The 22,201-nt window shown below is 67.8% G+C and carries 17 protein-coding genes and 1 riboswitch; of the genes, 7 read left to right on the top strand and 10 right to left on the bottom strand.

Annotation, left to right across the window (positions count from 1 at the left end; genetic code table 11):
- The first annotated feature begins 57 nt into the window (after positions 1-57).
- Positions 58-1,737: a bifunctional diguanylate cyclase/phosphodiesterase gene (locus KIK15_RS09705; RefSeq protein ID WP_214244019.1), complete on the top strand. Its 1,680-nt coding sequence runs from the start codon at positions 58-60 to the stop codon at positions 1,735-1,737.
- An 86-nt stretch (positions 1,738-1,823) separates the two neighbouring features.
- Here the strand turns inward: KIK15_RS09705 and KIK15_RS09710 are convergent, their stop codons facing one another.
- The 3 genes from KIK15_RS09710 to thiO all read right to left on the bottom strand — a co-directional run bounded on the left by KIK15_RS09710 (position 1,824) and on the right by thiO (position 3,866).
- Positions 1,824-2,603, bottom strand: coding sequence for a thiazole synthase (locus tag KIK15_RS09710; RefSeq protein WP_307851813.1), 780 nt, complete (start codon positions 2,601-2,603; stop codon positions 1,824-1,826).
- Positions 2,596-2,799, bottom strand: a complete 204-nt coding sequence (thiS, locus tag KIK15_RS09715) for a sulfur carrier protein ThiS (protein WP_214244020.1) — start codon at positions 2,797-2,799, stop codon at positions 2,596-2,598. The genes KIK15_RS09710 and thiS overlap by 8 nt, the downstream gene beginning before the upstream one ends.
- Positions 2,796-3,866: a glycine oxidase ThiO gene (thiO, locus tag KIK15_RS09720; protein ID WP_214244021.1), complete on the bottom strand. Its 1,071-nt coding sequence runs from the start codon at positions 3,864-3,866 to the stop codon at positions 2,796-2,798. The genes thiS and thiO overlap by 4 nt, the downstream gene beginning before the upstream one ends.
- Positions 3,860-3,974: riboswitch (TPP riboswitch) on the bottom strand. Its footprint overlaps the gene before it by 7 nt.
- 38 nt (positions 3,975-4,012) lie before the next feature.
- Between thiO and thiE the strand changes: the two genes are divergently transcribed.
- Entirely contained in the window at positions 4,013-4,693 is a 681-nt protein-coding gene (gene thiE / locus KIK15_RS09725; RefSeq protein WP_214244022.1) for a thiamine phosphate synthase, read from the top strand.
- 398 nt (positions 4,694-5,091) lie between these two features.
- A complete protein-coding gene (locus KIK15_RS09730; RefSeq protein ID WP_214244023.1) occupies positions 5,092-5,547 on the top strand; it encodes a hypothetical protein in 456 nt (151 codons plus the stop codon).
- 31 nt (positions 5,548-5,578) lie between these two features.
- Here the strand turns inward: KIK15_RS09730 and KIK15_RS09735 are convergent, their stop codons facing one another.
- Positions 5,579-6,046 carry an NUDIX hydrolase gene (locus tag KIK15_RS09735; RefSeq protein ID WP_214244024.1) on the bottom strand — a complete coding sequence of 156 codons (468 nt, stop codon included), beginning with the start codon at positions 6,044-6,046 and terminating at the stop codon, positions 5,579-5,581.
- A gap of 166 nt (positions 6,047-6,212) precedes the next feature.
- On the opposite strand from KIK15_RS09735, the gene KIK15_RS09740 reads away from it, so the two are divergent.
- The 3 genes from KIK15_RS09740 to KIK15_RS09750 are packed head-to-tail and all read left to right on the top strand — an operon-like array spanning position 6,213 to position 11,080.
- Positions 6,213-7,661 (top strand): hypothetical protein, encoded by a 1,449-nt coding sequence (locus tag KIK15_RS09740; RefSeq protein WP_214244025.1) that lies wholly within the window; start codon positions 6,213-6,215, stop codon positions 7,659-7,661.
- A complete protein-coding gene (locus KIK15_RS09745) occupies positions 7,658-8,632 on the top strand; it encodes a glutamate ABC transporter substrate-binding protein (protein ID WP_214244026.1) in 975 nt (324 codons plus the stop codon). The genes KIK15_RS09740 and KIK15_RS09745 overlap by 4 nt, the downstream gene beginning before the upstream one ends.
- Before the next feature lie 12 nt (positions 8,633-8,644).
- The gene (locus KIK15_RS09750; RefSeq protein WP_214244027.1) at positions 8,645-11,080 is read left to right on the top strand and encodes a serine/threonine-protein kinase; all 2,436 of its coding nucleotides are present in this window, start codon (positions 8,645-8,647) and stop codon (positions 11,078-11,080) included.
- A 180-nt stretch (positions 11,081-11,260) separates the two neighbouring features.
- Here the strand turns inward: KIK15_RS09750 and KIK15_RS09755 are convergent, their stop codons facing one another.
- From KIK15_RS09755 to pta, 4 genes are read right to left on the bottom strand one after another with little or no spacing between them, the layout of a single operon-like run.
- The gene (locus KIK15_RS09755; RefSeq protein WP_214244028.1) at positions 11,261-11,980 is read right to left on the bottom strand and encodes a glycosyltransferase family A protein; all 720 of its coding nucleotides are present in this window, start codon (positions 11,978-11,980) and stop codon (positions 11,261-11,263) included.
- Between the two features lie 5 nt (positions 11,981-11,985).
- Positions 11,986-13,443 carry a wax ester/triacylglycerol synthase domain-containing protein gene (locus KIK15_RS18750; RefSeq protein ID WP_214244029.1) on the bottom strand — a complete coding sequence of 486 codons (1,458 nt, stop codon included), beginning with the start codon at positions 13,441-13,443 and terminating at the stop codon, positions 11,986-11,988.
- Between the two features lie 13 nt (positions 13,444-13,456).
- Positions 13,457-14,659 carry an acetate kinase gene (locus KIK15_RS09765; protein ID WP_214244030.1) on the bottom strand — a complete coding sequence of 401 codons (1,203 nt, stop codon included), beginning with the start codon at positions 14,657-14,659 and terminating at the stop codon, positions 13,457-13,459.
- Complete coding sequence (pta, locus tag KIK15_RS09770) at positions 14,656-16,764, bottom strand: phosphate acetyltransferase (protein ID WP_214244031.1); 2,109 nt, start codon at positions 16,762-16,764, stop codon at positions 14,656-14,658. Before pta ends, KIK15_RS09765 begins: the two co-directional genes overlap by 4 nt.
- Positions 16,765-17,067: 303 nt before the next feature.
- Between pta and KIK15_RS09775 the strand changes: the two genes are divergently transcribed.
- A complete protein-coding gene (locus KIK15_RS09775) occupies positions 17,068-17,862 on the top strand; it encodes an SDR family NAD(P)-dependent oxidoreductase (RefSeq protein WP_214244032.1) in 795 nt (264 codons plus the stop codon).
- A gap of 34 nt (positions 17,863-17,896) precedes the next feature.
- Here KIK15_RS09775 and KIK15_RS09780 read toward each other — a convergent pair whose 3' ends face one another.
- On the bottom strand, positions 17,897-19,903 hold the full coding sequence (locus KIK15_RS09780) for a glycosyltransferase family 39 protein (RefSeq protein WP_214244033.1): 2,007 nt from the start codon (positions 19,901-19,903) through the stop codon (positions 17,897-17,899).
- Between the two features lie 148 nt (positions 19,904-20,051).
- Entirely contained in the window at positions 20,052-22,199 is a 2,148-nt protein-coding gene (locus KIK15_RS09785) for an alpha-galactosidase (protein ID WP_250324429.1), read from the bottom strand.
- Between the last annotated feature and the right edge of the window lie 2 nt (positions 22,200-22,201).

The following is a 22,201-nucleotide window of genomic DNA, read 5'->3' on the forward strand; positions in this document are numbered from 1 at the left end:
GTCAGGCCAGGTTCGGGGAACCAGATCTTCATTTTTCCGTCGAACCGAGGGGATGAGATGAGCGCACGGTGGAGCCAGGACGCGCTGGTCGCCGCACTCATCGACGTCCGCGGTTCGTTGCCCGATGACGACCATGTGATCACCGTCCAGGACGAAGCCGGGACCATCGTGGCCAGCTCGCACACGGTCAAGCAACTGCTGGGCCTCAGTTACGAGGAACTGTTGGGGCGAAACGCCCATGAGCCGCTGTGGGCGGCGATCGACACCGACGGACAGTCGTTGCGCGGGGCCGATCACCCTCCGATGCGAGCGGTCCGTGCAGGCGAGCCCGTCACCGATGAGGTGATCGGAATCTTCGGCCGGGTAGCTGATGTCGGCGGTTACATCTGGCTCAGGATCGACAGCTTTCCCCTGCCCGAGCCCTTGCGCGAGCGCGGTGGCGCGGTCATCACCTGCGCCACCGAACTGGCCGGGCCCGAGGCGGATCGACTACGGCTCACGCAGTCCGAGCGCATGTTCCGCGGCATCGCCGACCGTGCGCAGGAGGCGATGGGACTGCACTCACTCGACGGCACCTGGCTGTGGGCCTCCCCGGCCAGCGCGTCGGTGTTGGGTCACGATCCCGCTGATCTGTTCAGCACCAACGTCTTCGACATCATCCATCCCGAGGATGTCGCGATGGCGCAAGCGCGACTGGCCGACTTGATGAGGGGCAGTGGACCTCTCACCGTGGGTATCCGTATGGTTCGCCCCGACGGCAGCACGCTGTGGGCCGAGGTGATCGGGCAACTCATCCGCGACCAGAACGGCGACCCTTACCAGCTGCAGTCCTCATTCCGCGACATCACCGGCCGGGTGGACGCCGAGCGCGCGCGTGACGCCGCCCTGGGGGTGTTCGAGTCGGTGATGGCCAGCTCTCCGATCGGGATGGCGTTGTGCGATCTCGACGGCACCGTTCGCACCACCAACAATGCGCTGCACGAGATCCTCCGTTGCAGCGCAGGCGATCTCATCGGACACACCCTCGTCGACCAGATCGACACCGAGCAGCGCGAGCGAGTGGCCGAACAGCGCCACGCCATCGTCACCGGACGCACCGCCAACGCCCGGTACGAAGCCCGGTTCCGGTTCGGTTCGCACGTCTTCTGGGGTGAGTCGACGGTGGTGGTGTTGCGCGACGCCGACGGGACGCCCAGCGGCGTGTTGGAGCAGGTCACCGACGTGTCGGCGCGCCGCAACGCACACGCCGAGTTGGAACGTCGTGCCACGTCCGATCCGCTGACCGGCCTGCCGAACCGCGCCCGGCTGCTGCACGATCTCGAAGCCGCTCTGGAGAACGCTCGGTCCACCGGCGAGAAGGTGGGAGTGTTGTTCATCGACGTCGATCGGTTCAAGTCGGTCAACGACACCTGGGGCCACTCGGTGGGTGATGAGGTGTTGCGCACCGTGGCCGACCGGCTGACCACCTCGGTGATGGGACGTGGTTCGGTGATCCGTTTCGGCGGTGACGAATTCGTGGTCGTGTGCCAGGGCCGGATCGATGCGGTGACCGCCGCGTTCGGTGCCGTGCGCCGCGCCATGAGCCGCCCGTTCATCTCCGAATCCGGCACCGACCTGGCCGTCACGGTGAGTGTGGGCGAGGCGCTGGGGGCCACCCGCCCGGCCGAGGACCTGCTGCGTGAAGCCGATCGCACCATGTACCTGGCCAAACACGGCCGCGACCGCCCCGGCCTCTGACGTCGATTGGGCGGAAACCCGCGTCGACTGGGCGGAAACCGGCGCCGACTGGGCGGAAACCGGCGTCGACTGGGCTGAAACCCGGTTCAGTCTCGGGGCGGCGACGACGCGTGGGCCCAGAATCGGCGGGGGATCCGGCCTGCGCGTCGGGCCAGGTGTCCGGCTTGGACCGCGGCGGCCATCGCCTGTGCCATCATCGGTGGATCGTCGGCCCGATTCACCGCCGTGGCCAACAACACTGCGCTGCAACCCAACTCCATTGCCAGCGCAGCATCGCTCGCGGTGCCGATGCCGGCGTCGAGGATGATCGGCACCTGGGCGTCGGCGACGATCATCTCCAGGTTGTGCGGATTGGCGATACCCAAGCCCGTGCCGATCGGTGACCCCAGCGGCATCACCGCAGCCACCCCGATGTCCTGTAGCCGCGACGCCAGGATGGGGTCGTCGTTGGTATAGGCGAACACCGCGAAGCCCTCGTCGACCAAAACCTCTGCCGCATCGAGGAGTTCGATGGGATCCGGGAGAAGAGTCCGATCGTCGCCGGCGATCTCCAGCTTCACCAGATCAGTTCCCAACGCCTCGCGGGCCAACCGAGCGGTCAGGGTCGCCTCGGCGGCGGTCCGACAACCCGCAGTGTTGGGCAGGACCTCGATGTTCAAGCGGCGCAGCATGTCCAGCACCCCAGCTCCGGAGCCGGCAGCATCGGCGCGGCGCATCGCCACGGTGGTCAACTCGGTTCCCGAGGCCACCAGGGAGCGTTCCAGGACCTCGAGATTCGATGCCCCTCCGGTCCCCATGATCAGCCGGGATCGGAACTCCCGCTCCCCCACGGTGAAGTCGCGAGCGCCACTGCTGGTCTCAGCCACCTTGGACCGCCGTCAGCACCTCGACCCGGGAACCGTCGTGCAACACCTCACCCCACCGTGACCGCGGGTGCACCGAGCCGTCGACGGCGATGGCGACACCCTTGTCGGGCAGCCCCAACAGGATCAACAACTCGGTGGCCGTGGTGGACTCGGCGAACTCGCGTTCCTCGCCGTTGACGGTGAGGGTGATGGTCATGTGAATCTCCTCGGGTCCAGGACGGACGCCCAGCGGTTGTCGGGGCGGCCGGACAGCAGGTCGCCGACGATCTCGGCGGTGATGGGGGACAACATGATCCCGTTGCGGCCGTGGCCGGCCGCGATGATCGTGCGGTGGTCGATGCGGCCGATCAGCGGCAGGGCGTCGGGCGTCACCGGGCGCACCCCGCCACCCACCTCAGCCACCTGATACTCCGCCAGAGCGGGCAGCAGATCGATTGCGTCACGCAGCAGATCGGCCACACCACCTGCACGGGGTCCGATGTTGCGGCGGTCGCCTACTTCGTACTGGGTGGCACCCACCACCACCGCATCCGGTCGGGGCACGATGTAGACCAGACGGGAACGCCAGCGCGCGCGCACCACCAACGGCAACGGGGCGGGAGCCGTCTTCGGTCGCCGCAACCGGAGTATCTCACCCTTGTCGGCCCGAACACGGTTGTGCGGCAGCATCTCTGGGGTAGCCGCACCCGCCGCGACGACCACTTGGTCGACCGGCAGTCGCCGAATGTCGGTGACACGTCCAGTCCGCGTCTGCACACCTGCGGCGGCGACGGCAACGGTCAATGCCCGCAGCAGTGCCCGATTGTCCACTGCGCCTTCACCGACGGCCAGTCGTCCCCGCCGCACCGAACTGCCCAGACCGGGAGCGATCGATCGGATCTCTCTGCTGCTCAACGGTTTCAGTCCGCAGCCCTGGGTGTTCAAATAGGTCTCGACGCCGGTGAGGTAGCCGGCGTCTGCGCTGTCGGCAGCCACCAGCAGGGTGTCGGTGGCCACCATCACCGACGGATCGCCGAGGTCGACGATGACCTGTGGCCAACGTTGGGCAGCAGCACGGGAGAAGGCCAACAACTGATCTTCGCCTGGGCGAGCTTCAGCCAGACAACCCAGCATCCCGCCCGCCACAGCCGAGGCGGGGTCGGTGTCAGGATCGCGGTAGACCGTTGTCGTCCAGCCGAGCGCAGCCGCGCGCCACGCGACCATCAGACCCACCACACCGGCGCCGATCACCGCGAGCGTGCCAGGGGCAGCATCGGTGGTCATCGAACACCTCCTTCCTGCACCGGCATTACCCGGATCAGGTTCGACGGTCAGCGGCAGTCGGCCGCGATCTCAGCCCGACTCGTCCCTCGGGCTCCCGTGTGGTTGGTTTCAAGCCTACGGCGTGTGTGTTCGCTACGGTCGGCGGAGTGGAGCCCCGTGAACGCCTGACCGATGCCCGCCTTTATCTGTGCACCGATGCGCGCCGCGAGCGGGGCGATCTGATCGATTTCATCGACGCCGCCGTGCGCGGCGGGGTGGACATCGTGCAGCTGCGCGACAAGGGATCGGTTGGCGAGCAGCAGTTCGGCGTGTTGGAGGCGGCCGCCGAGCTGGATCTGCTGGCGGCGATCGGTGAGGTGACCAGACGTCACGGGGCGTTGCTTGCGGTCAACGACCGCGCCGACATCGCCGCGGCGTCCGGTGCCGACGTGCTGCATCTGGGGCAGGACGACCTGCCCCCCGCCGCTGCGCGCACGATCGTTGGCCCCGGCGTGGTCATCGGGCGCTCCACCCACGATCCCGACCAGGCCCACGCCGCCGACGCCGACCCGGATCTGGACTACTTCTGTACCGGACCGGTGTGGGCCACCCCGACCAAACCGGGTCGCCCCGCAGCAGGTCTGGAGTTGGTGCGGAGCAGCTCAGCACGCCCGAACCGACTGCCCTGGTTTGCGATCGGAGGGATCGACGACCAGCGGCTGCCCGAGGTTCTCGCCGCCGGTGCGCGGCGGATCGTGGTGGTCCGCGCGATCACCGCGGCCGCCGACCCCGAATCTGCAGCCGCCGCCCTGCGGAGGGCGGTCGTCAGCGCGGTTCGCACGGCCTGACCTCGCTCGCACGGCCAGGCCCCGTTCGCACGGCCAGGCCAAGTTCGCACGGCCCGACCCCGTTCGCACGGCCAGGCCCCGTTCGCACGGCGCATGCGGCGTGCGAACGGCACCCAACCGTGCGAACAACACCTCACCGTGCGACAGACGCGCAACCGTGCGAACGGCACCCAACCGTGCGAACAACACCTCACAGTGCGACGACCACCTGCCGACATCAGACGTGACGGGCGACTCCTTGCCCGCAGGCCCGGGCACGTCGTATCGTCGACGCATCATGAAGCGCATTCTCGTAGTACGCCGCCGCAGCGGGGTCTGAACCGACCGACCCCCCGCTGCGGGTCGTCGCGCGCGCTGGCGCTGTTGGTCCCCCTTTTTGGCCGGAAGAACCATCCATCATGAACACCCTGCTCGAATCCGCACCGCCGCGCGCTGCCGCCGGCGATTGCCCCATCTCCCTGCCGCGTGACCTGCGCAGGGACGCCCAACGCATGGGCTGGGCGGCGTTCACCGCCCACTACGGCGACACCCGCACACTGCGACTTGGCAGTTGGGATGCCAGCGTCGCCCGCAGCGACCATTTCGACTACCGCGCCACCATCGGGCTGGGTGCCCGCATCGTGTCGATGCAGGCCTCGGCGTTGGGCCCGCTGGCTGCGGCCACCGCGATGCTGCACGACCTGGGTGCATCGACCGAGATCATCCGCGTCTTCCAGACCCGACTGGATGGTCAGACGGTTGCGCTGGTCGAAGCCGAGCGAGACCGTCGACGTCACTGGGGCATGGGCATCGACGCCGATCCACACAGGGCCGGGGTCGCCGCACTGGTCGCTGCCACCGACAAGCTGCTCTGATCGCTTCCCGACCCTCACTCGCCGCAGGCGGTCACCTGTCGAGATGGTCGCGGAGCGTCGGCCACGCCTTGGCGAAGGCCGGATGCAGCGGCAGATCGTCCACCTGATGCTCTGGTACCCAACGTAATTCGGCCGACTCATTGTTGGCCACGGTGTCCAGGAGATCGTCCGCCTCGGCGATCACCGTGTGATACGTCCACCCGCTGACCGCTCGATGAGTCTCCACCGCCGCGCGTACCTGCACTTCTTCGGAGGAGATCCCGGTCTCCTCGTCGGCCTCCCGCAGTGCGGTGTCCTCGGGGGTCTCGTGGGAATCGCGCGCGCCGCCAGGGATCCCCCAGGTTCCACCCTGGTGGCTCCACGCGGCCCGATGCTGCAACAGCACCCCACGCGATCCGTCGCCCATCGGCGCGTACAGGAGCAACCCCGCTGCGCCGTGCAACCCCCAGTACCGCGACCCGTCGGGGTCGAAGACCCAGCCGTCACCGTCTCCACGCATTGCCGGGCCCTCCTGTTCTGGTCTCCACTCCACCCTGCCACGGCGGCCCCACCCGGGCGTGTCCGGTTGTGATGATGTGCGGGCGAACCGGACAGACCACATGTGCGGGATTAGAGTCGAGGGGCACCTCACAACACCCACGCTCGACGAGCGGGAAGGATCCAGTGTGACCGGCGATGCAGCGACTCTGCGGTCCCGGCTCACTCGTGGCACCACGCCCCTGGCCGAGCAGTCGTCCGTCGGGGATCGACGAGGTCTCTCCGCCCGCGGTGCGCGCCGCGAACTGCTGGAGCTCTACCGCGAACAGAACCAGTCCTCTCAGTCGCCGTCACCGTTCAAGTCGTTGCGCGAGCTGGCCGGGACCAGCCCGGGGCGGTTGTTCATCATCGCTGCCGTCCTGTTGATCGGGGGCATCGGCGCCGGATGGTACTCGGCCACCGCACTGGACAACCGCACCAGCGCGTTACGGCAGACCATCTCCGACACCGAGCCGATCGCCGAGTCGTCGCAGATCCTCTACGCCAACCTCTCCATCGCCGACGCCTCAGCCAACGCCGCGTTCATCTCCGGCGGGCTGGAACCGGCCAGTCTGCGCGAGCGTTATGCCTCGGCCATCGCCACGGCCTCACAGGCGCTGATCCAGGCGGCTGCGGGCACCACCAAGGAGAACGTGGTGGTGCGCACCGACCTCAACGCACTGGCCGAACGGCTGCCGGTCTACACCGGGCTGATCGAGTCCGCACGCACCAACAACCGCCTGGGCAACCCGGTGGGGTCGGCGTATCTCGGCGAGGCGTCTGATCTGATGCAGACCACCATTCTGCCTGCGGCTCAACGTCTTTACACTGCGCGGTCATCAGCCATCAGCGACCCACAGAACAGGTTCACCAACCCGCCGTGGGGCGTCTACGCCGCGCTCGGGGTGCTGTTGGCGGCGCTGCTGGGTGCCGACTTCTACGTGGCCCGGCGCACCAACCGCAAGATCAACCTGGGGCTGCTGCTCGGATCGGTGGCCATCGTCGTGGCGCTGGTGTGGGTGCTGGTGGGCAGCCTGTTGTCGGTGTCGGCCACCAAAAGTGCCGAGACGCAGGGGGCACGCCCGCTGCGTGAGCTCACCTCGGCGCGCATCCTCGTCCAGCAGGCGCGGTCGGTGGAGACCCTGTCGATCGCCCGCCGCGGCGATCAGGACAAGTTGCAGCAGCAGTTCGTCGACGCCAGTCGGCAGGTGCGCGCCATCTTGGAGGCCTACGACCGGGCGGCAGGCAACGACTCGGGACCACGTGACGCCCAGCGCCCGGTGCAGGCGGCCATCGGCGCTCTCAACGCCTGGGACGACGCGCATGCGGCGACCGTCGAGCGGTCCGACGCCGGCGACTACTCCGGGGCCACCGCGCTGGCCGTGGGCAACACCCCCGACGGATCAGCACGGGCCTACGCCACCCTCGACACCGCTCTGACCAAGGCGATCACCGCCACCCGCACCCGATTCCGCGACGAGATCAACACCGCGCGGGTGGTCATCGGGTTCGCGGGCTCGGGCGTGTTGGCACTCGGAGTGCTGGCCGCAACGGCCAGCGTGGTCGGGCTGGTCCCGCGCATCCGGGAGTACCGATGAGTCGTCGGACGGTGTTCGTGCTGCTGCTGGCCGTGCTCGCGGTGGGCGTATCCGGCTGCCTGCGCGTCCCGGCCCCGCCGGACAACCCGCCGTCGGCCAGCGCGACGATGCCGACGCCGCCGGGATTGCAGGCCGACGCTCCGCGCGAACCGGTGCCCAACGAGGAGTCATGCGAGACGGGCAGCCTGCGCCCTGGGCCCATGCCGCAGGTGGGCAGGATGCCGCCGGGGTCGACGATGGCCACCATCTTCGCGCGCGGCCGACTGATCGTGGGGGTGGACGTCGGGTCCAACCTGTTCAGTTTCCGCGACCCCATCAGCGGCAACATCCAGGGTTTCGACGTCGACATCGCCAGGACCATCTCCACGGCGATCTTCGGCGAGCCCGACCGCATCGAGTTCCGCATCCTGTCCTCCGACGAGCGGATCAGCGCGTTGCAGACCAACCAGGTCGACCTGGTGGTCAAGACCTTGAGCATCACCTGTGACCGCCTGCGCGACATCGCCTTCTCGACGGTGTACTACGAAGCCTCACAACGGATTCTGGCGTTGCGGAGTTCGCGTATCAACGACGCGACCGATCTGCGCAACCGGCGGGTGTGCGCGGCGCGCGGCACCACGTCGATCGGCCGTCTGCAGCAGCGGGTGCCCAGCGTGCGGGTGTCGACGGTGTCGACGTGGGCCGATTGCCTGGTGGTGTTGCAGCAGGGCGGGGTGGACGCGGTGTCGACCGACGACGCGATCCTGGCCGGTCTGGCCACCCAGGACCCCTACGTCCACGTGGTGGGGGCCAGCCTCGGCGACGAGCCCTATGGCATCGGCATCAACAAGCAATCCGAGGATCTGGTGCGCTTCGTCAACGGGGTGCTCGAACAGATCCGTAACGACGGGACCTGGGCGGAGATATACAACAGGTGGCTCTCGGTCCTCGGACCTCGCTACTACCCGCCGCAACCGACCTATCGGGACTGAACGGAGGTGACCATGCACGACCGCGATGAAGGCGGGGTGGTCACCCAGGCGGCCGCCCGTCCGGTCGAGGTGGACACCCAGGCCGCCACCCCGGAGGTGGTGACCCAGGCCGCCGCGCCGGAGGTGGTGACCCAGGCCGCCGCGCCGGAGATCGCCACCCAGGCCGTAGCGCCGGAGCCGGCCACTCAGGCGGCTGCGCCCATCCAGTCCCGGTCGACCGACGATGCCACCGATCGGACCGGGACCCGGGTGGCGCCTGCTCTGCACAAGGTGGCCCCCAGCGTGCAACGTCAGCTTCGCCGGCTCGGGGCGGGTCTGGTCGACGTGACCTGGGTACGTGACGTCGATCCGTCCGAGGCCGTGATGGACGACCCAGTGATCGCTGAGGCCAAGCGGGACTGCTGGCACTGCGGGATAGCCATCGGCCGGTCCGAGGGTCCCCACGCCGGGCCGCTGACGGGGCTGTGCCCGCACTGCGGATCGCAGTACTCGTTTGTGCCGGGACTGGCGCCGGGCACCATCGTCGCCGACCAGTACGAGATCTCCGGCGCCATCGCCCACGGAGGACTGGGATGGATCTATCTGGCCATCGACCGCAACGTGTCGGGCCGCGCGGTGGTGCTCAAGGGGCTGCTCAACTCCACCGACGCCGAAGCCCAGGCGGTGGCCTTCGCCGAACGACAGTTCCTGGCATCGGTGTCGCACCCCAACATCGTCAAGATCTTCAACTTCGTCGAACACACCGACGCAGGCGGGCGTACCTACGGCTACATCGTGATGGAGTACGTCGGCGGTGCCACGCTCAAGAGCCTCACCACAGTCGACGACGACGCCGCCCAGCGCAGCAACCTCGGCATCGAACAGGCCATCGCCTACCTGCTGGAGATCGTGCCTGCGGTGGGTTACCTGCATTCGATCGGCTTGGTGTTCAACGACATCAAGCCCGAAAACATCATGATCGGCGACGACGAGGTGAAGCTGATCGACCTCGGGGCGGTGTCGCCGATCAACGGTTACGGCCACCTCTACGGCACCCCCGGATATCAAGCGCCGGAGATCATCACCACCGGTCCACAGGTGGCCACCGACATCTACAGCATCGGCCGCACCTTGGCCGTGCTCACCTTGCCGATGCCGATGGAAGGCGGACGCTACGTAGACGGGTTACCTTCGCCGCAGGACGCGCCGGTGTTGGCGGAGAACACCTCGTTTCACCGATTGCTGCAGCGCGCCACCGATCCTGATCCGGCGCAACGGTTCTCATCGGCCGAAGAGATGGCCGACCAGATGTTGGCGGTGCTCCGCGAGAGCGTGGCGCGAGCAACCGGCATCCCCAGGCCGGGTCTGTCGCCGGTGTTCACCCCGCAGCGCACCACCTTTGGTACCGAGCTGCTGCTCGGCCCCGTGGACGGCTTCTTCGACCCGGTCAACTCCGAGTCGTTCCTCAACCCCGCCGACATCGCTGCGGCCCTGCCCATCCCGTTGATCGACCAGTCCGATCCGGCTGCGCAACTGCTGCGCTCGGCGGTGTTGTCCGAGCCGACGCAGACCCTCGACACCATCCGTACCGCCCGCGAGGAAGGTCTGTCCGCGCTCATCGGCACCGACCCGGACAACGACCACCCGTCGCTGGAGGTCGACATCGCCGAGGCGCGCGCCTACATCGAACTCGGTGACATCGACACCGCACTGGGCCTGCTCGATGTCACCTCGCGCTATCACCCGCACTCGTGGCGAATCGAGTGGTATCTGGGTATCTGTGCCTTGATCAACGCCGAACCCGAACTGGCACATGAACGTTTCGCCTCGGTGCTCGCCGCGATGCCCGGCGAGGTAGGGCCCAAGCTGGCGGTCGCGGCCACCGCGGAACTGTTGAGCCGGTGGCTGCGCCGCGAACCGGGCCGCAACGATGCCCGCGATGCCGCCATCGCCCGGTGGGAACAGGTGGCTCTGCGCGAGTATCGGACGGTGTGGCAGACCGACCGGGGCATCGTCACCTCCGCGTTCGGCATGGCCCGGATGCTTTCGGCCCAGGGCGACATCGCCACTGCGGTCACCACCCTCGACGACGTGCCCGCCACCAGCCGTCACTTCAACACCGCGTCGTGCACCGCGGTGCTGGTGTTGGTACACGGTCGGCCACCGTCGGAGGTGACCGACGACCAATTACGGCAGGCCGCAAGCCGATTGGCCGCGATGCCCGACACCGAACCACGCAAGCCGCGCCTGTCGATCATGGTGCTCGGCGCTGCGCTCGGATGGCTGCACGCCAATCCCGAGCGCGAGTCACCCGACATCAGCCTGTTGGGTTTCCCGTTCACCGAACTGGGTCTACGTGCCGGCCTGGAGCGCTCGCTGCGCTCGCTGGCCCGCTCGACGGTGGACCGCAAACAGCGCTACAACCTCATCGACCTGGCCAACCTGATCCGGCCACACACCCTGTTCTGAGGCTGCCGCAATCACCCGTCGACCGTGCCGATATCACCCGTCGACCGTGCGGCATCCGTGCCTTAGGGTGACATTTCGGCACGGTCGACGCGGTATTTCGGCACGCTCAACGCCTTACTTCGGCACGGTCGACGCGGTATTTCGGCACGCTCAACGCCTTACTTCGGCACGGTCGACGCCTCAGGGCCGGTCCAACGCAGCGAGCATCGCCGCCGACATCCTCTCCCGCACACGGCGGTTGGTCTCGTCGCGCGGTTGCTCGGTCAACTGCTGCGACCACTTCCGGTACAGCAGGCTTACGCTACTGCGGTGACGGCCGCGGCTGGTGAGGTTGATCCGCGCCAGCAGCGACACGTCTTCACTTCGGGGCAGCGCGGTGTATCCGCCTGCAGCCCACAATGTCTCGGCCCGCATCGCCACGGTCGTCACGTGCACGTCGATGATGGGTCCGCCCGCCCACTGCCGGGCGATGTCGCCGACGGGAACCATGCGACCGGGCGATGCCCCAGCGACATCGCGAACAGATCCGTCGGGCAACAGATCTCGCGCCGCAGACGTGGTCCAGCCGATCGTGGGATCGGCAAGGGCAGCGATGTCGGAGGCCAGGGCACCGGGCAACAGCAGGTCGTCGGCGTCGAGGTTGCGCAACAACGGGGCATCAGCGTGGGCGGCGGCGAGGTTGCGGCACAGGCCGGGACCACCGGGCCGACCCGCTGCGATGACCACGATTCGGGGGTCGTCGGGGACGTCCAGCGGCATCGGGGGTCCGTCGATGCAGATCACCCACTGCCACGTCTGCGATCCCGAAAGCGTTTGCCCGAGCACCGATTGCGCTGTGTCGGCCAGGTGGTGGGCGACGTGCGGTCCGAGTGCGGTGAGCACGGAGATGGAAGGGATCATCGCAGTCAGGGTACGTCGGAGTCGGGGTGGTCACCGATGAGCGAGTTGCGGTGGGCATCGATGGACTCGTCAAGACGGGACAGATAGTCATCGAGGACAGGGATCGCCACCGAATCGGCGGTCACACTGATGAACAACCGATCGTTGCCCCGGTAGATCACGTGCGCCAGTCGTGGACTGGACAGGGACGTGGCCGAGAAGCGGCCGACCACCTTCAATCCCGCAACCTGATCCGACACCGACGTGTCGGCGAGGTTGGAGATGACGATGTCGACCGGGCTCGGCGGCACACCACGGCGGCGCAGTACGCAACCGATCAGCGCGAGCACCGGCGCGGGCATCGCGTGGATCAGCCCGGGTGCGCGTCCCGTCGCTCCGGCTGCGGCGCGCACCCGGTTCTTGTGTCGCACGATCTCGGAGTGGATGGTGGCCAGCCGCACGCGTGGGTCGTCGATGGCACTGCGGGTGTTCACCGCCACGGTGGTGAACAGGTTGCGTAGGTCGGGGTTCGGATTCGCGCCACCGGCAGCCGCGGTCGTGGGCGCATCTGCCGTCCCGCGGCGAACGAGATGCACCGGCATGGCCGCGAACACCTCGCCGGTCAACCCTTCTCCGGCCGCGGCCAGGTGGCTGCGCACTGCCTGCCCGATGATCGACACCATCAGATCGTTGGCGGTCGCATCATGCACCTGAGCCCGCATGGCGGCCACGTCGGCGGCGGAGATCACGGTGAATCCGACCGCCCGTGGCCCTTCGGTGGCGCCAGCCAGGCGCGAGCGTCGTGGACTCACCCCGGTCAATGCGGTCACCGGGCGGGAGCGCCCCGGACGGATGCGGGCGGCCACACACAGTGCCGCCCAAAGGAACCGGCCCCAGATGGCGGGTTGACGCAGCACTGCGGCCACCGCCAGCCGCGGTGTGCTCGGGGCACGATCGGTCGAGATCTGTTGGGTATCGGTGGGATCCGAGGCCGGCGGGGTATCCCAGTCGTGGTCGAACATCAGGTGGTGGAACCGTCGGCCGTCCATCACCGCGTGATGGTAGGAGAAGGCCAGGATGCTCACCCGGCCCTCGATCCCGGGGAGACCGGTCACGTCAGCCAGCACGTCGAGTCGCCAGGGTGGTCGATTCACCTCGAGCGGCCGATCGGCGATGGTGGTCAGCAATTCACCTGCGGCAGCCCAGGTGTCGAGGCCGGTGTGAACGCTGATGTGGGCGTCGAGATCGATCGCGTCGACCCGGTGCCATACCGGCAGATCCAGATCGGCCGGTACCCGGATCGGAACCTGAAACAATTCGTCGGTGCTGCGCACCCAACCAGCCAGCCGGGCGAGCAGGTCTCCACGCAGCTCGTCGTCCACACCGTCCGGGGTGGACAGCACGGTGCACGACACGACGTGCGCGTCACGCTGGGCGCGATCGAGCAGCAGATACGCGGCGTCACGGGCCGAGAGCCGCACCACGGGCACTCCCCGACTAACCGGCCCGCACCAGTGCGGCCGCCTGCCGCGCGATGGCCAGTTCCTCGTTGGTGGGCACCACCAGCACCGACACCTCGCTGTCGTCGCTGGAGATGCGGCGGGCTCCTGGGATGCGGGTGGTGTTGCGTTCGTCGTCGAGCACGATCCCGAACCTCTGCAGGTCGGCCAACGCATCTCGGCGCACAGCGGCGGCGTTCTCGCCGACACCGGCGGTGAACACGATGGCATCGACCCGACCCAGCTCGATCAGGTACGCCCCGAGGTAGCGGCGTAACCGGTGGATGTAGACGTCGTAGGCCAGTCGGGCATCCGGGTCGCCTGCTTCGACCAGGTCGGTGATCGCCCGAAAGTCGTTCTCCCCACACAATCCCTTCAGCCCAGAGGCCGAGTTGAGCATCCGGTCGATGTCATCGATGTCCATCCCCGACACCCGGCGCAGGTACATCACGATCGCGGGATCGATGTCGCCGCTTCGGGTTCCCATCACCAGGCCCTCCAGCGGGGTGAGTCCCATCGTGGTGTCGACAGGACGACCACCGCGGATGGCTGAGGCCGACGCCCCGTTGCCCAGGTGCAGCACGATCTGATTGATCTGTCCGGTCGAGACACCGAGGAAGTCGGCCGCGGCACCGCTGACGTACTCATGTGAGGTGCCGTGGAATCCGTAGCGCCGGATGTGATGGGTGGCCGCGACGCTGCGGTCGATGGCGTAGGTGGCTGCACGAGCGGGCAGGTCGTGGAAGAAGGCGGTGTCGAACACGCACACCGCGGGCACGTCCGGCAGCAGCTCCCGCATCGCCCGAATACCCATGAGATTCACCGGATTGTGCAGCGGGGCCAGGCTGGCGAGCCGATCGATCTCACCGATCACGGTGTCGTCGACGAGGGTGGGTGCACTGAAGCTCTGCCCACCGTGCACCGTCCGATGCCCCACCGCGAGCATGTCACTGTCGGCCAGATGTGTTCCGGCGTCGGTGAAAAACGCCAACGCCTGGGTCAGTGCGGCGTGATGATCAGGCAGATCACCGACGTGACGCCACGTCCGCCCGGCCTGCTGATGCTCGGCGCTCGCGCCGACCGACCCGATCTGATCGACCATCCCCACAGCGATCTTGTCACCCGAATCAGGATGGAGCAGTTGATACTTCAGTGAAGACGATCCGGAGTTGAGGACCAGGACCGCACCGTCGGCGCTCACGACAGCGCCTGCGCCTGGATGGCGGTGATCGCGACGGTGTTGACGATGTCAGAGACCGTCGCCCCACGCGAGAGATCGTTGATGGGTTTGCGCAGACCCTGCAGCACCGGCCCGACCGCCACGGCCCCGGCACTGCGCTGCACCGCCTTGTAGGTGTTGTTGCCGGTGTTGAGGTCGGGGAACACCAGAACCGTGGCCTGCCCGGCCACCGGCGAGCCGGGCATCTTCGATGCGGCCACCGACGGCTCCACGGCGGCGTCGTATTGGATCGGTCCTTCCACCAACACCTTCGGGGCGCGTTCGCGCACCAGGCTGGTCGCGGCGCGCACCTTGTCCACATCCACCCCCGACCCGGACTCCCCGGTCGAATAGGACAGCATCGCGACCCGCGCGGTGATGCCGAACTGTTCGGCGGTGGCCGCCGAGGAGATCGCGATGTCGGCGAGCTGTTGCGCCGAGGGGTCGGGGACGATGGCGCAGTCACCGTAGGCCAGCACCTTGTCGGCCAGGCACATGAAGAACACACTCGACACCGTCGACACCCCGGGCAGCGTCTTGATGATCTCGAACGCCGGCCGAATGGTGTGTGCGGTGGTGTGTTTGGCGCCCGAGACCATGCCGTCGACGATGCCTTCCTGCACCATCATGGTGCCGAAGTAGGAGACGTCGGTCATCACCTGGTGGGCGCGCGCCAATTTCATGCCCCTGTGCTTGCGCAACTCGGTGTAGGCCTCGGCAAAGCGGTCGAGGTGTTCGGAGGTGGCCGGGTCGATGACCTGTGTGTCGCCGAGGTCCACCCCGAGTTCGGCTGCGCGCGAGCGCACCGCCTCCTCGTTGCCCAGCAAGGTCAGCTCGGCCACCTTGCGTCGCAGCAATCGTCCTGCCGCACGCAAGATCCGGTCGTCGTCCCCCTCGGGCAACACGATCCGGCGACGATCCGACTTCGCCCGTGCGATCAACTGGTATTCGAACATCTGGGGCGTGACCACCGACGGGGTGGGCAGCTGCAGCTTCTCCAGCAGCGACTCGGAGTCGACGTGGTGTTCCATCAGGGCCAGCGCGGCATCCACCTTGCGCACCGACTCCACCCCCACCCGGCCACGCGCCTGCGCCGCGATCCGGGCGGTGTCGTAGGTGCCGTGCCCGCAGGTGATGATCGGCAGCGACGGTTTGAGACCGGCCACCAGCGACTCGATCATCGGATGCGGTCGCAGCCCACCGTTGAGGATGAGGCCGGCCAACTTCGGAAAGCCTTGCGCCGCATTGGCCATCACCAACGCCAGCAACACATCTGACCGGTCGGCCGGGGTGATCACGGCCACGCCGTCAGTGAGTCGCTCCAGGATGTGTTCAGCTGTCATGCCGCCCACCATCACCCGCATCGCCTCACGCGAGAGCAGTTCGGGGTCCCCGCTGTAGAGCTCCCCGTCGAGCGCAGTCATCAGCTCTGACATGGTCGGCGCCACCAGCACCGGGTCCTCCGGTAGCGCCCAAGCGGGAAGTCCGGTGCCCTCCAACGCGATCCGGATGGCGTCGAGTTCGGCGGGGTCACATCGGTTGGCCACCAGAGCCACCGCCTGGGCGTGCATGGACCGCACCTCGGACAGACACACATCGGCCAACGCCCGCATCGATTCCGGGCTACGACCGGATGCGCGCAGCGCCAACAGGATGGGGGCACCGAGGTTGGCCGCCACCCGAGCGTTGAAGCTCAGTTCAGACGGGCTGGCCACATCGGTGTAGTCCGAACCGATGATCAGCACCGAGTCACACTGTTCCTGCACGCGGTGGAACCGGTCGACGATCTCGCCCAGCGCCCCTTCGGGATCGGCGTGGACCTGCTCGTAGGTGACCCCGATGCACTCCTCGTAGCTGAGATCAGCCGAATCGTGTTCGACCAGCAGGTCGAGGATGTAGTCGCGTTCTGAGTCGACGGCCCGCGAGATGGGCCGGAAGACACCGACGCGACCACCGGTGGCGGCCAGCAGGTGCAGGGCGCCCAAGGCGATGGTCGACTTACCGGTGTCCCCCTCCGGCGAGGCGATGTAGACACATTTCGACTTCTGTTCGCCGCGGTCGGTCGGCGGTGCGGGTGCGAAGGCCATGGGTTCAACCTAGCCAGGTGTTCGGGCCGGCACCCGGTCGGGAGCAGAGCCCAAACCCTGACGCCGGGACGGCATCGGAGCGTTCTCCCCAGATGGTGTCTCAACTGTGATCGGTCCGTGACACCTGACCGACAACAGCTGGTGACGGCGTTGCCCTGCGGCCCAGCGACATTGGACTCACCGGCGGTTGCCCACCTGCGCCGCCCCGCGCCGCGTCGGCGAGCCTGTCGACGGCAGGTCGATCAGTACTCTCGCGAGCGGCCGCGCCGGTGACTTCCGGCGGCGATATGCCACCAACAAATCATGTCGAGAGGAACCCAGGTGAAACGTTTCGAGAACAAGGTGGCCGTGGTGACCGGCGGCGTATCGGGCATCGGAGCGGCAGTCACCCGGCGGCTACTCGACGAGGGTGCCTCGGTCGTGGTCGCCGACATCAGCGCGGACGTGGCGACGTCGGCGACCGAGACGTTCGGGCCCTCGGTGGCCGGTGTCCGCACCGACGTCACCGACCCCACATCGGTGACGGCCCTGTTTGCCGAGGCGGTCGAGAGGTTCGAGACCATCGACGCGGTGTTCAACGTGGCGGGCGGCCAGAAACCAGGGCTCATCGCCGACCTCGACTTCGAAACGTGGAAATTCAACATCGCGTTGAACCTGCACGGCACGTTCCTGGGAGTTCAAGCGGCGGCGCGCACGTTCGGCGAACTGGGCAAGACCGGGTCGATCACCAACATGGCGTCACTCAACTCGTTCACCCCGATGTTCGGCGGTGCCGCCTACGCCACCGCCAAAGCGGGGGTCGCGATGCTCACCAAGAACGCGGCACTGGAGTTCGGCGAGGTGGGAATCCGGGTGAACGCCATCTCTCCGGGTCTGGTGGCCACCCCGCTGACCGCCGATCTGTTCAAAATCCCCGGATATGAGGAGACGGCACTGTCCCGCATCCCCGCGGGCCGACCGGCCCGACCCGAGGAGATCGCAGGTGTCGCAGCGTTCCTGGCCTCCGAGGACGCGGCCTACATCAGCGGCGAGAACCTGGTGGTCGACGGTGCCTGGCAGACGACCGGGTACCCGGATCTGCGTCGCTTCTTCAGCTGAGTCAGGTGGTGGTCGGCCGACAGCGCCATTCCGGTCAGGTCAAGCGGTAGACGGTCTGCCCGCCGACCGTCTGTGCGGTGTAGTTGTCGGCCACCCAGGCGGCGATCTCAGCGGCACTCGAGTTCGACCCGCCCGGGGACCCGCCCTGGGACCCGCCGATGTAGTAGCCGATCTTGCCCGCCTCCACGTACGCGATGAACTGCGCCAGCGTGGGGGTGGGATCACCACTCCAGCCACCGATGGCCATCACCGATGTGCCGCTGGCGATCTCGTAGCCGGCGGCCGACTGTGAGCCGTTGGTGGCCGCCGCCCACGTCGCGGTCGTCGCCTTCAACAGCGCGGCCAATGCGGAGTCGGTCCCCTGCCCACCGATGCCGGCAGGCGCAGTCGGCCGGGCACCCGACGAGGCCGCGGCACCGGGGGCAGCTGCCGACGGTGCTGCGACGCCGGAACGATCACCGCCCGGTCCGCCCATGCCGCCGCCCATCCCGCTGTCACCGTCGGCGGTCTCCACCGCGGTCGGGATCGATCCGCTGTGCGCGGTGGCCGAGGTGGCCACACCGAACGCCGCGGTGGCCGAGAACCCGCTCATCGCGCCGACGATCACTGCCGCCGCGATCAGCTTCCGAGCTCCGACCCGGTTGCCGATCGCGATCGCGATCGCCGACACCGCCGACAGGCCCACCAGCGCGATGTGCGTCCACGCCGGACCGAACTCGGCCCGATCCAGCAGCACATACGACCAGCCTGCGGCCAGAATGATCATGGTCGACAACGCGATTGCTCCGTCTGGCCGATCACGCCGCTGCCACGCGAGTACGCCACCCAGACCGACCAGAGCGCCGATCGCAGGCGCCAGGGCCACCGTGTAGTACGGGTGAATGGTGCCGCTCATGTAGCTGAAGATGACGCCGGTGACGATCAACCAGCCGCCCCACATCAGCACACCGGTGAGTTCGGGCCGACCGATCCGACTGTCGGTACGACGCGAGAAGCGTTGTGCACCTGTTTGATACACCGCATAGGCGATGACGAAGAGGGCCACCGGAAGCAGCCAGGAGATCTCGTAGCCCATCTCAGAGCCGAACAGGCGGTTGAGTCCGGTGACACCACCGAAACTCGAGCCGGCCGCACCCTGCCCACCCGTGTTCCCGCCGCCACCGCCGGCGGACGCGCCGAAGATGCGGCCGAGGCCGTTGTAACCGAGCACCAGGTCCATCACGGTGTTGTCGGTGGAGCCACCGATGTAGGGCCGAGATCCCGCCGGCCACAACGCAACCACCAGTACCCACCACCCGGCGGAGATGATCAGCGACATCGTCGCCACCGCCAGGTGTAGGCAGCGGCGCAGCCAGCCGGTCTTCGCCATCAGCAGGTAGGTGAGACCGAAACCCGGAAGCACCAGCAGGCCTTGGAGCATCTTGGTGAGGAACGCCAGCCCCAAGGCCGTTCCCACCAGCGCCAGCCACGTCCAGGATGAGACGGCCACCGCACGAACCAGCGCGTAGGCGGCGGCCACCATCAGCAGCACCAGCAGGGCGTCGGGATTGTTGAACCGGAACATCAGGGCCGCGGCCGGGGTGAAGGCCAGCACGCTGCCCGCAATCAGCCCGGCCACCACACCTTGTCGGGGATCACCGACACTGCGACGCACGGTGGCGTAGAGCAGGCCGACTGCGGCCACCCCCATCAGGGCCTGCGGGGCCAGCACCGCCCAGCTGTTCATACCGAACAGTCGCACCGAGAGCCCGGTCACCCACAGCGACGCCGGCGGCTTGTCGACGGTGATGAAGTTCTGCGCATCCAACGATCCGAAAAACCATGCCTTCCAGCTGCTTCCACCCGCTTGCGCAGCCGCAGCGTAGAAACTGTTGGCGTAGCCGTTGATCGAGAGGTTCCACAGGTACAGCACTGCGGTCACCACCAGCAGCGCAGGCAGGGCGGCGCGACCGGCCCACCGCCCCGGGTCGGCCAGTGGTCGAGGCGCTGGGGTGGGTTGCACTCTCGGCGATGTGGGTGGTCGATCGATGACGATGCTCACGGGCAGTCCCTCCAGGAGGAGTCAGCAGATCGGTCGGTCACCGATCTCGTTGTCCTCACCCTGGGTCATCGGCCTGCCGCGACTGGTGGTGATCACCTGGGAGAACGCTGTGAGCGCCACCGCTGCCGGGGTGAAAAACGGTGGGTGCTCAAACGGAGTCGACGCGGAGCAGGATCCCGGTCTCGGGGAACAGCACGGGTACGGCCACGCCGGCATTGGCCAGCATCGACCCGGTCAGTTCCACTCCGTCGCCCACCCAGGGCGGCGCCGCAATCCCGTGGCCCGGGTCGCTGAGGTCGGGGTCGACCCGCACCCGGTAGCGCCGATCCGCGTCCAACCCCGGCAGCCGCACCCGATCGCTGCGGTCCTCGGCACAGGTGTCGATCTTGATCACCGCGAACACCGCCGACGACGAGTCCTGGGCCACCACCCCGTGCACCCAGACACTCGGGTCGGGGTGATCGGCCCGGACCACCTGCCCGGTGTGCAGCATGGCCCGCAGCTCCCGATAGGCGGCCGTGAACGCTCGGATCAGATCCCGCTCGGATGAATCCAGCTCGGTCACATCGAGTTCCAGTCCGGCGTGTGCGAACAAGGCGGTGAGACAACGGAACCGTAGCGTCGCCCGCCGACCCGTCGTGTGCGACACCGCAGGACCCACATGCGACCCCAGCAGCTCCGGCGGGATCAGCTGCATGGTCCACCGGTTGACCTGTTGCCGCTCCAGCGGATCGTTGGTGTCTGAACCCCACACCCGCGCAGTGTGATCGAGCATCTCCAAATCGATGCGGCCACCACCGGAGGCGCACGACTCGATCTCCAGGCCCGGATGACGCGCGGTCAACTCATCGAGCAGTCGGTACACCGCCAGCGTGTGTTGATGCACCCCGGCGCGACCGTCGTGCGCCACCGCAGCCAGCAGGTCGCGGTTGTGGTCCCACTTGAGATAGTCGGGGCGCTCGGTGCTCACGATCGCGTCGAGCCGGTGCAGCAGGTGGTCGAACACCTCAGGGCGAGTCAGATCCAGGACCTGTTGATGCCGCCACGGCAGTGGGGTTCGCCCCGGAGAGCCCAGGATCCACTCCGGGTGTGCGCGCGCCAGATCGGAGTCCGGGTTGACCATCTCGGGTTCCACCCACAACCCGGGCGACATCCCCAGTGCTCGAACATGATCGAACAGCGGCGCCAGCCCGTGCGGCCAGACGTCGGGATCGACGAACCAGTCGCCGAGCCCGGCGGTGTCGTCGCGGCGATGCCGAAACCAGCCGTCATCGAGAACGAAACGCTCCACACCGACCTGTGCTGCGGTGTCGGCCAGCGCTCGCAGCCGGGTCAGGTCATGATCGAAATACACACCCTCCCAGGTGTTCAGCACCACCGGTCGGGGTGTACGCGGGTGATTGCGGCGCGCCCGCAGCCATCGGTGGGTGGCCTGCGCGGTGCCGTCGAGACCGTGCGCGGAGTAGACGAAATGCACCCACGGCGTGGAGTACGTCTCGCCGCAGGCCAACGAGATCTCCCCGGGAGCCAACAGTTCACCGCCACCGATCACCCCCGCGGCCTGTCCGGCGCGCTCGGGGAATCGCTCGGCCAGGTGCAGGTGATCGCCACTGAACGCGACATGCGTCTGCCACACCTGGCCGGTCTGAAAGCCGAACCCGGCGCTGCCCGCGGCCATGATCAGTGTGGCGTCGTGGCCGGTCCGTCCGCGCCGCGACGCCCGCACCACACTGCCGTGAAGAAACTCTCGTCGCTGCGGGGTGCGTTCTCGGCAGTGCCGTCCGGTCAGGTCCAGCAGCTCGGTGGCGGTGTCCGGGAGCGGCATCAACGCCCGCACCCCACCGACCCACACATCCCCGTCGACACAATTCGTCACCGAGATACGCATGCGCAGAACCGAACCGGTGATCTCCAACTCGATCGACAACGCGATCCCGGCGGTGTCGTCGGAGGCGGTGACCGCGACACCACAGTCGGTGGCGAGCACCTGCACGTCGGCGAACCGCGGGTAGATCACCCGAGGCCCGCGGTGCAGTTCCATCGCCGGGGTTCCCTGCCAGCCGTCGTCGGGACCGGGCGCCAGCGAGAACACCCGGGGCACATCGGTGCTCGAGTGCGGTACCCCGGGAACCGACACGGCCTGCAGAGTAGTCAGGTCTGCCGCGGTGAGGTCGCCGAGGTCAGCGCCCCAGTGCAGCACGTACGGCAGACCTTGTTCGGGGACGGCGAGCACCACCGACACGTCGTCGCCGCGCAGCACCACGTGGCTGGCGGTGACCATGACAGCCTCACCCATGC

It is taken from the genome of Williamsia sp. CHRR-6, assembly GCF_018474015.1.
Lineage (GTDB): Bacteria > Actinomycetota > Actinomycetes > Mycobacteriales > Mycobacteriaceae > Williamsia_A.

Excerpts from the sequence above, each read along its gene's own strand:
- KIK15_RS09775 (WP_214244032.1), top strand. The coding sequence starts at position 17,068 with ATGTCGAGAGGAACCCAGGTGAAACGTTTCGAGAACAAGGTGGCCGTG.
- KIK15_RS09755 (WP_214244028.1), bottom strand. The coding sequence starts at position 11,980 with ATGATCCCTTCCATCTCCGTGCTCACCGCACTCGGACCGCACGTCGCC.
- thiS (WP_214244020.1), bottom strand. The coding sequence starts at position 2,799 with ATGACCATCACCCTCACCGTCAACGGCGAGGAACGCGAGTTCGCCGAG.
- KIK15_RS09735 (WP_214244024.1), bottom strand. The coding sequence starts at position 6,046 with ATGCGTGGAGACGGTGACGGCTGGGTCTTCGACCCCGACGGGTCGCGG.
- KIK15_RS09750 (WP_214244027.1), top strand. The coding sequence starts at position 8,645 with ATGCACGACCGCGATGAAGGCGGGGTGGTCACCCAGGCGGCCGCCCGT.
- KIK15_RS09705 (WP_214244019.1), top strand. The coding sequence starts at position 58 with ATGAGCGCACGGTGGAGCCAGGACGCGCTGGTCGCCGCACTCATCGAC.
- KIK15_RS09730 (WP_214244023.1), top strand. The coding sequence starts at position 5,092 with ATGAACACCCTGCTCGAATCCGCACCGCCGCGCGCTGCCGCCGGCGAT.
- pta (WP_214244031.1), bottom strand. The coding sequence starts at position 16,764 with ATGGCCTTCGCACCCGCACCGCCGACCGACCGCGGCGAACAGAAGTCG.
- KIK15_RS09785 (WP_250324429.1), bottom strand. The coding sequence starts at position 22,199 with ATGGGTGAGGCTGTCATGGTCACCGCCAGCCACGTGGTGCTGCGCGGC.
- thiO (WP_214244021.1), bottom strand. The coding sequence starts at position 3,866 with ATGACCACCGATGCTGCCCCTGGCACGCTCGCGGTGATCGGCGCCGGT.
- KIK15_RS09745 (WP_214244026.1), top strand. The coding sequence starts at position 7,658 with ATGAGTCGTCGGACGGTGTTCGTGCTGCTGCTGGCCGTGCTCGCGGTG.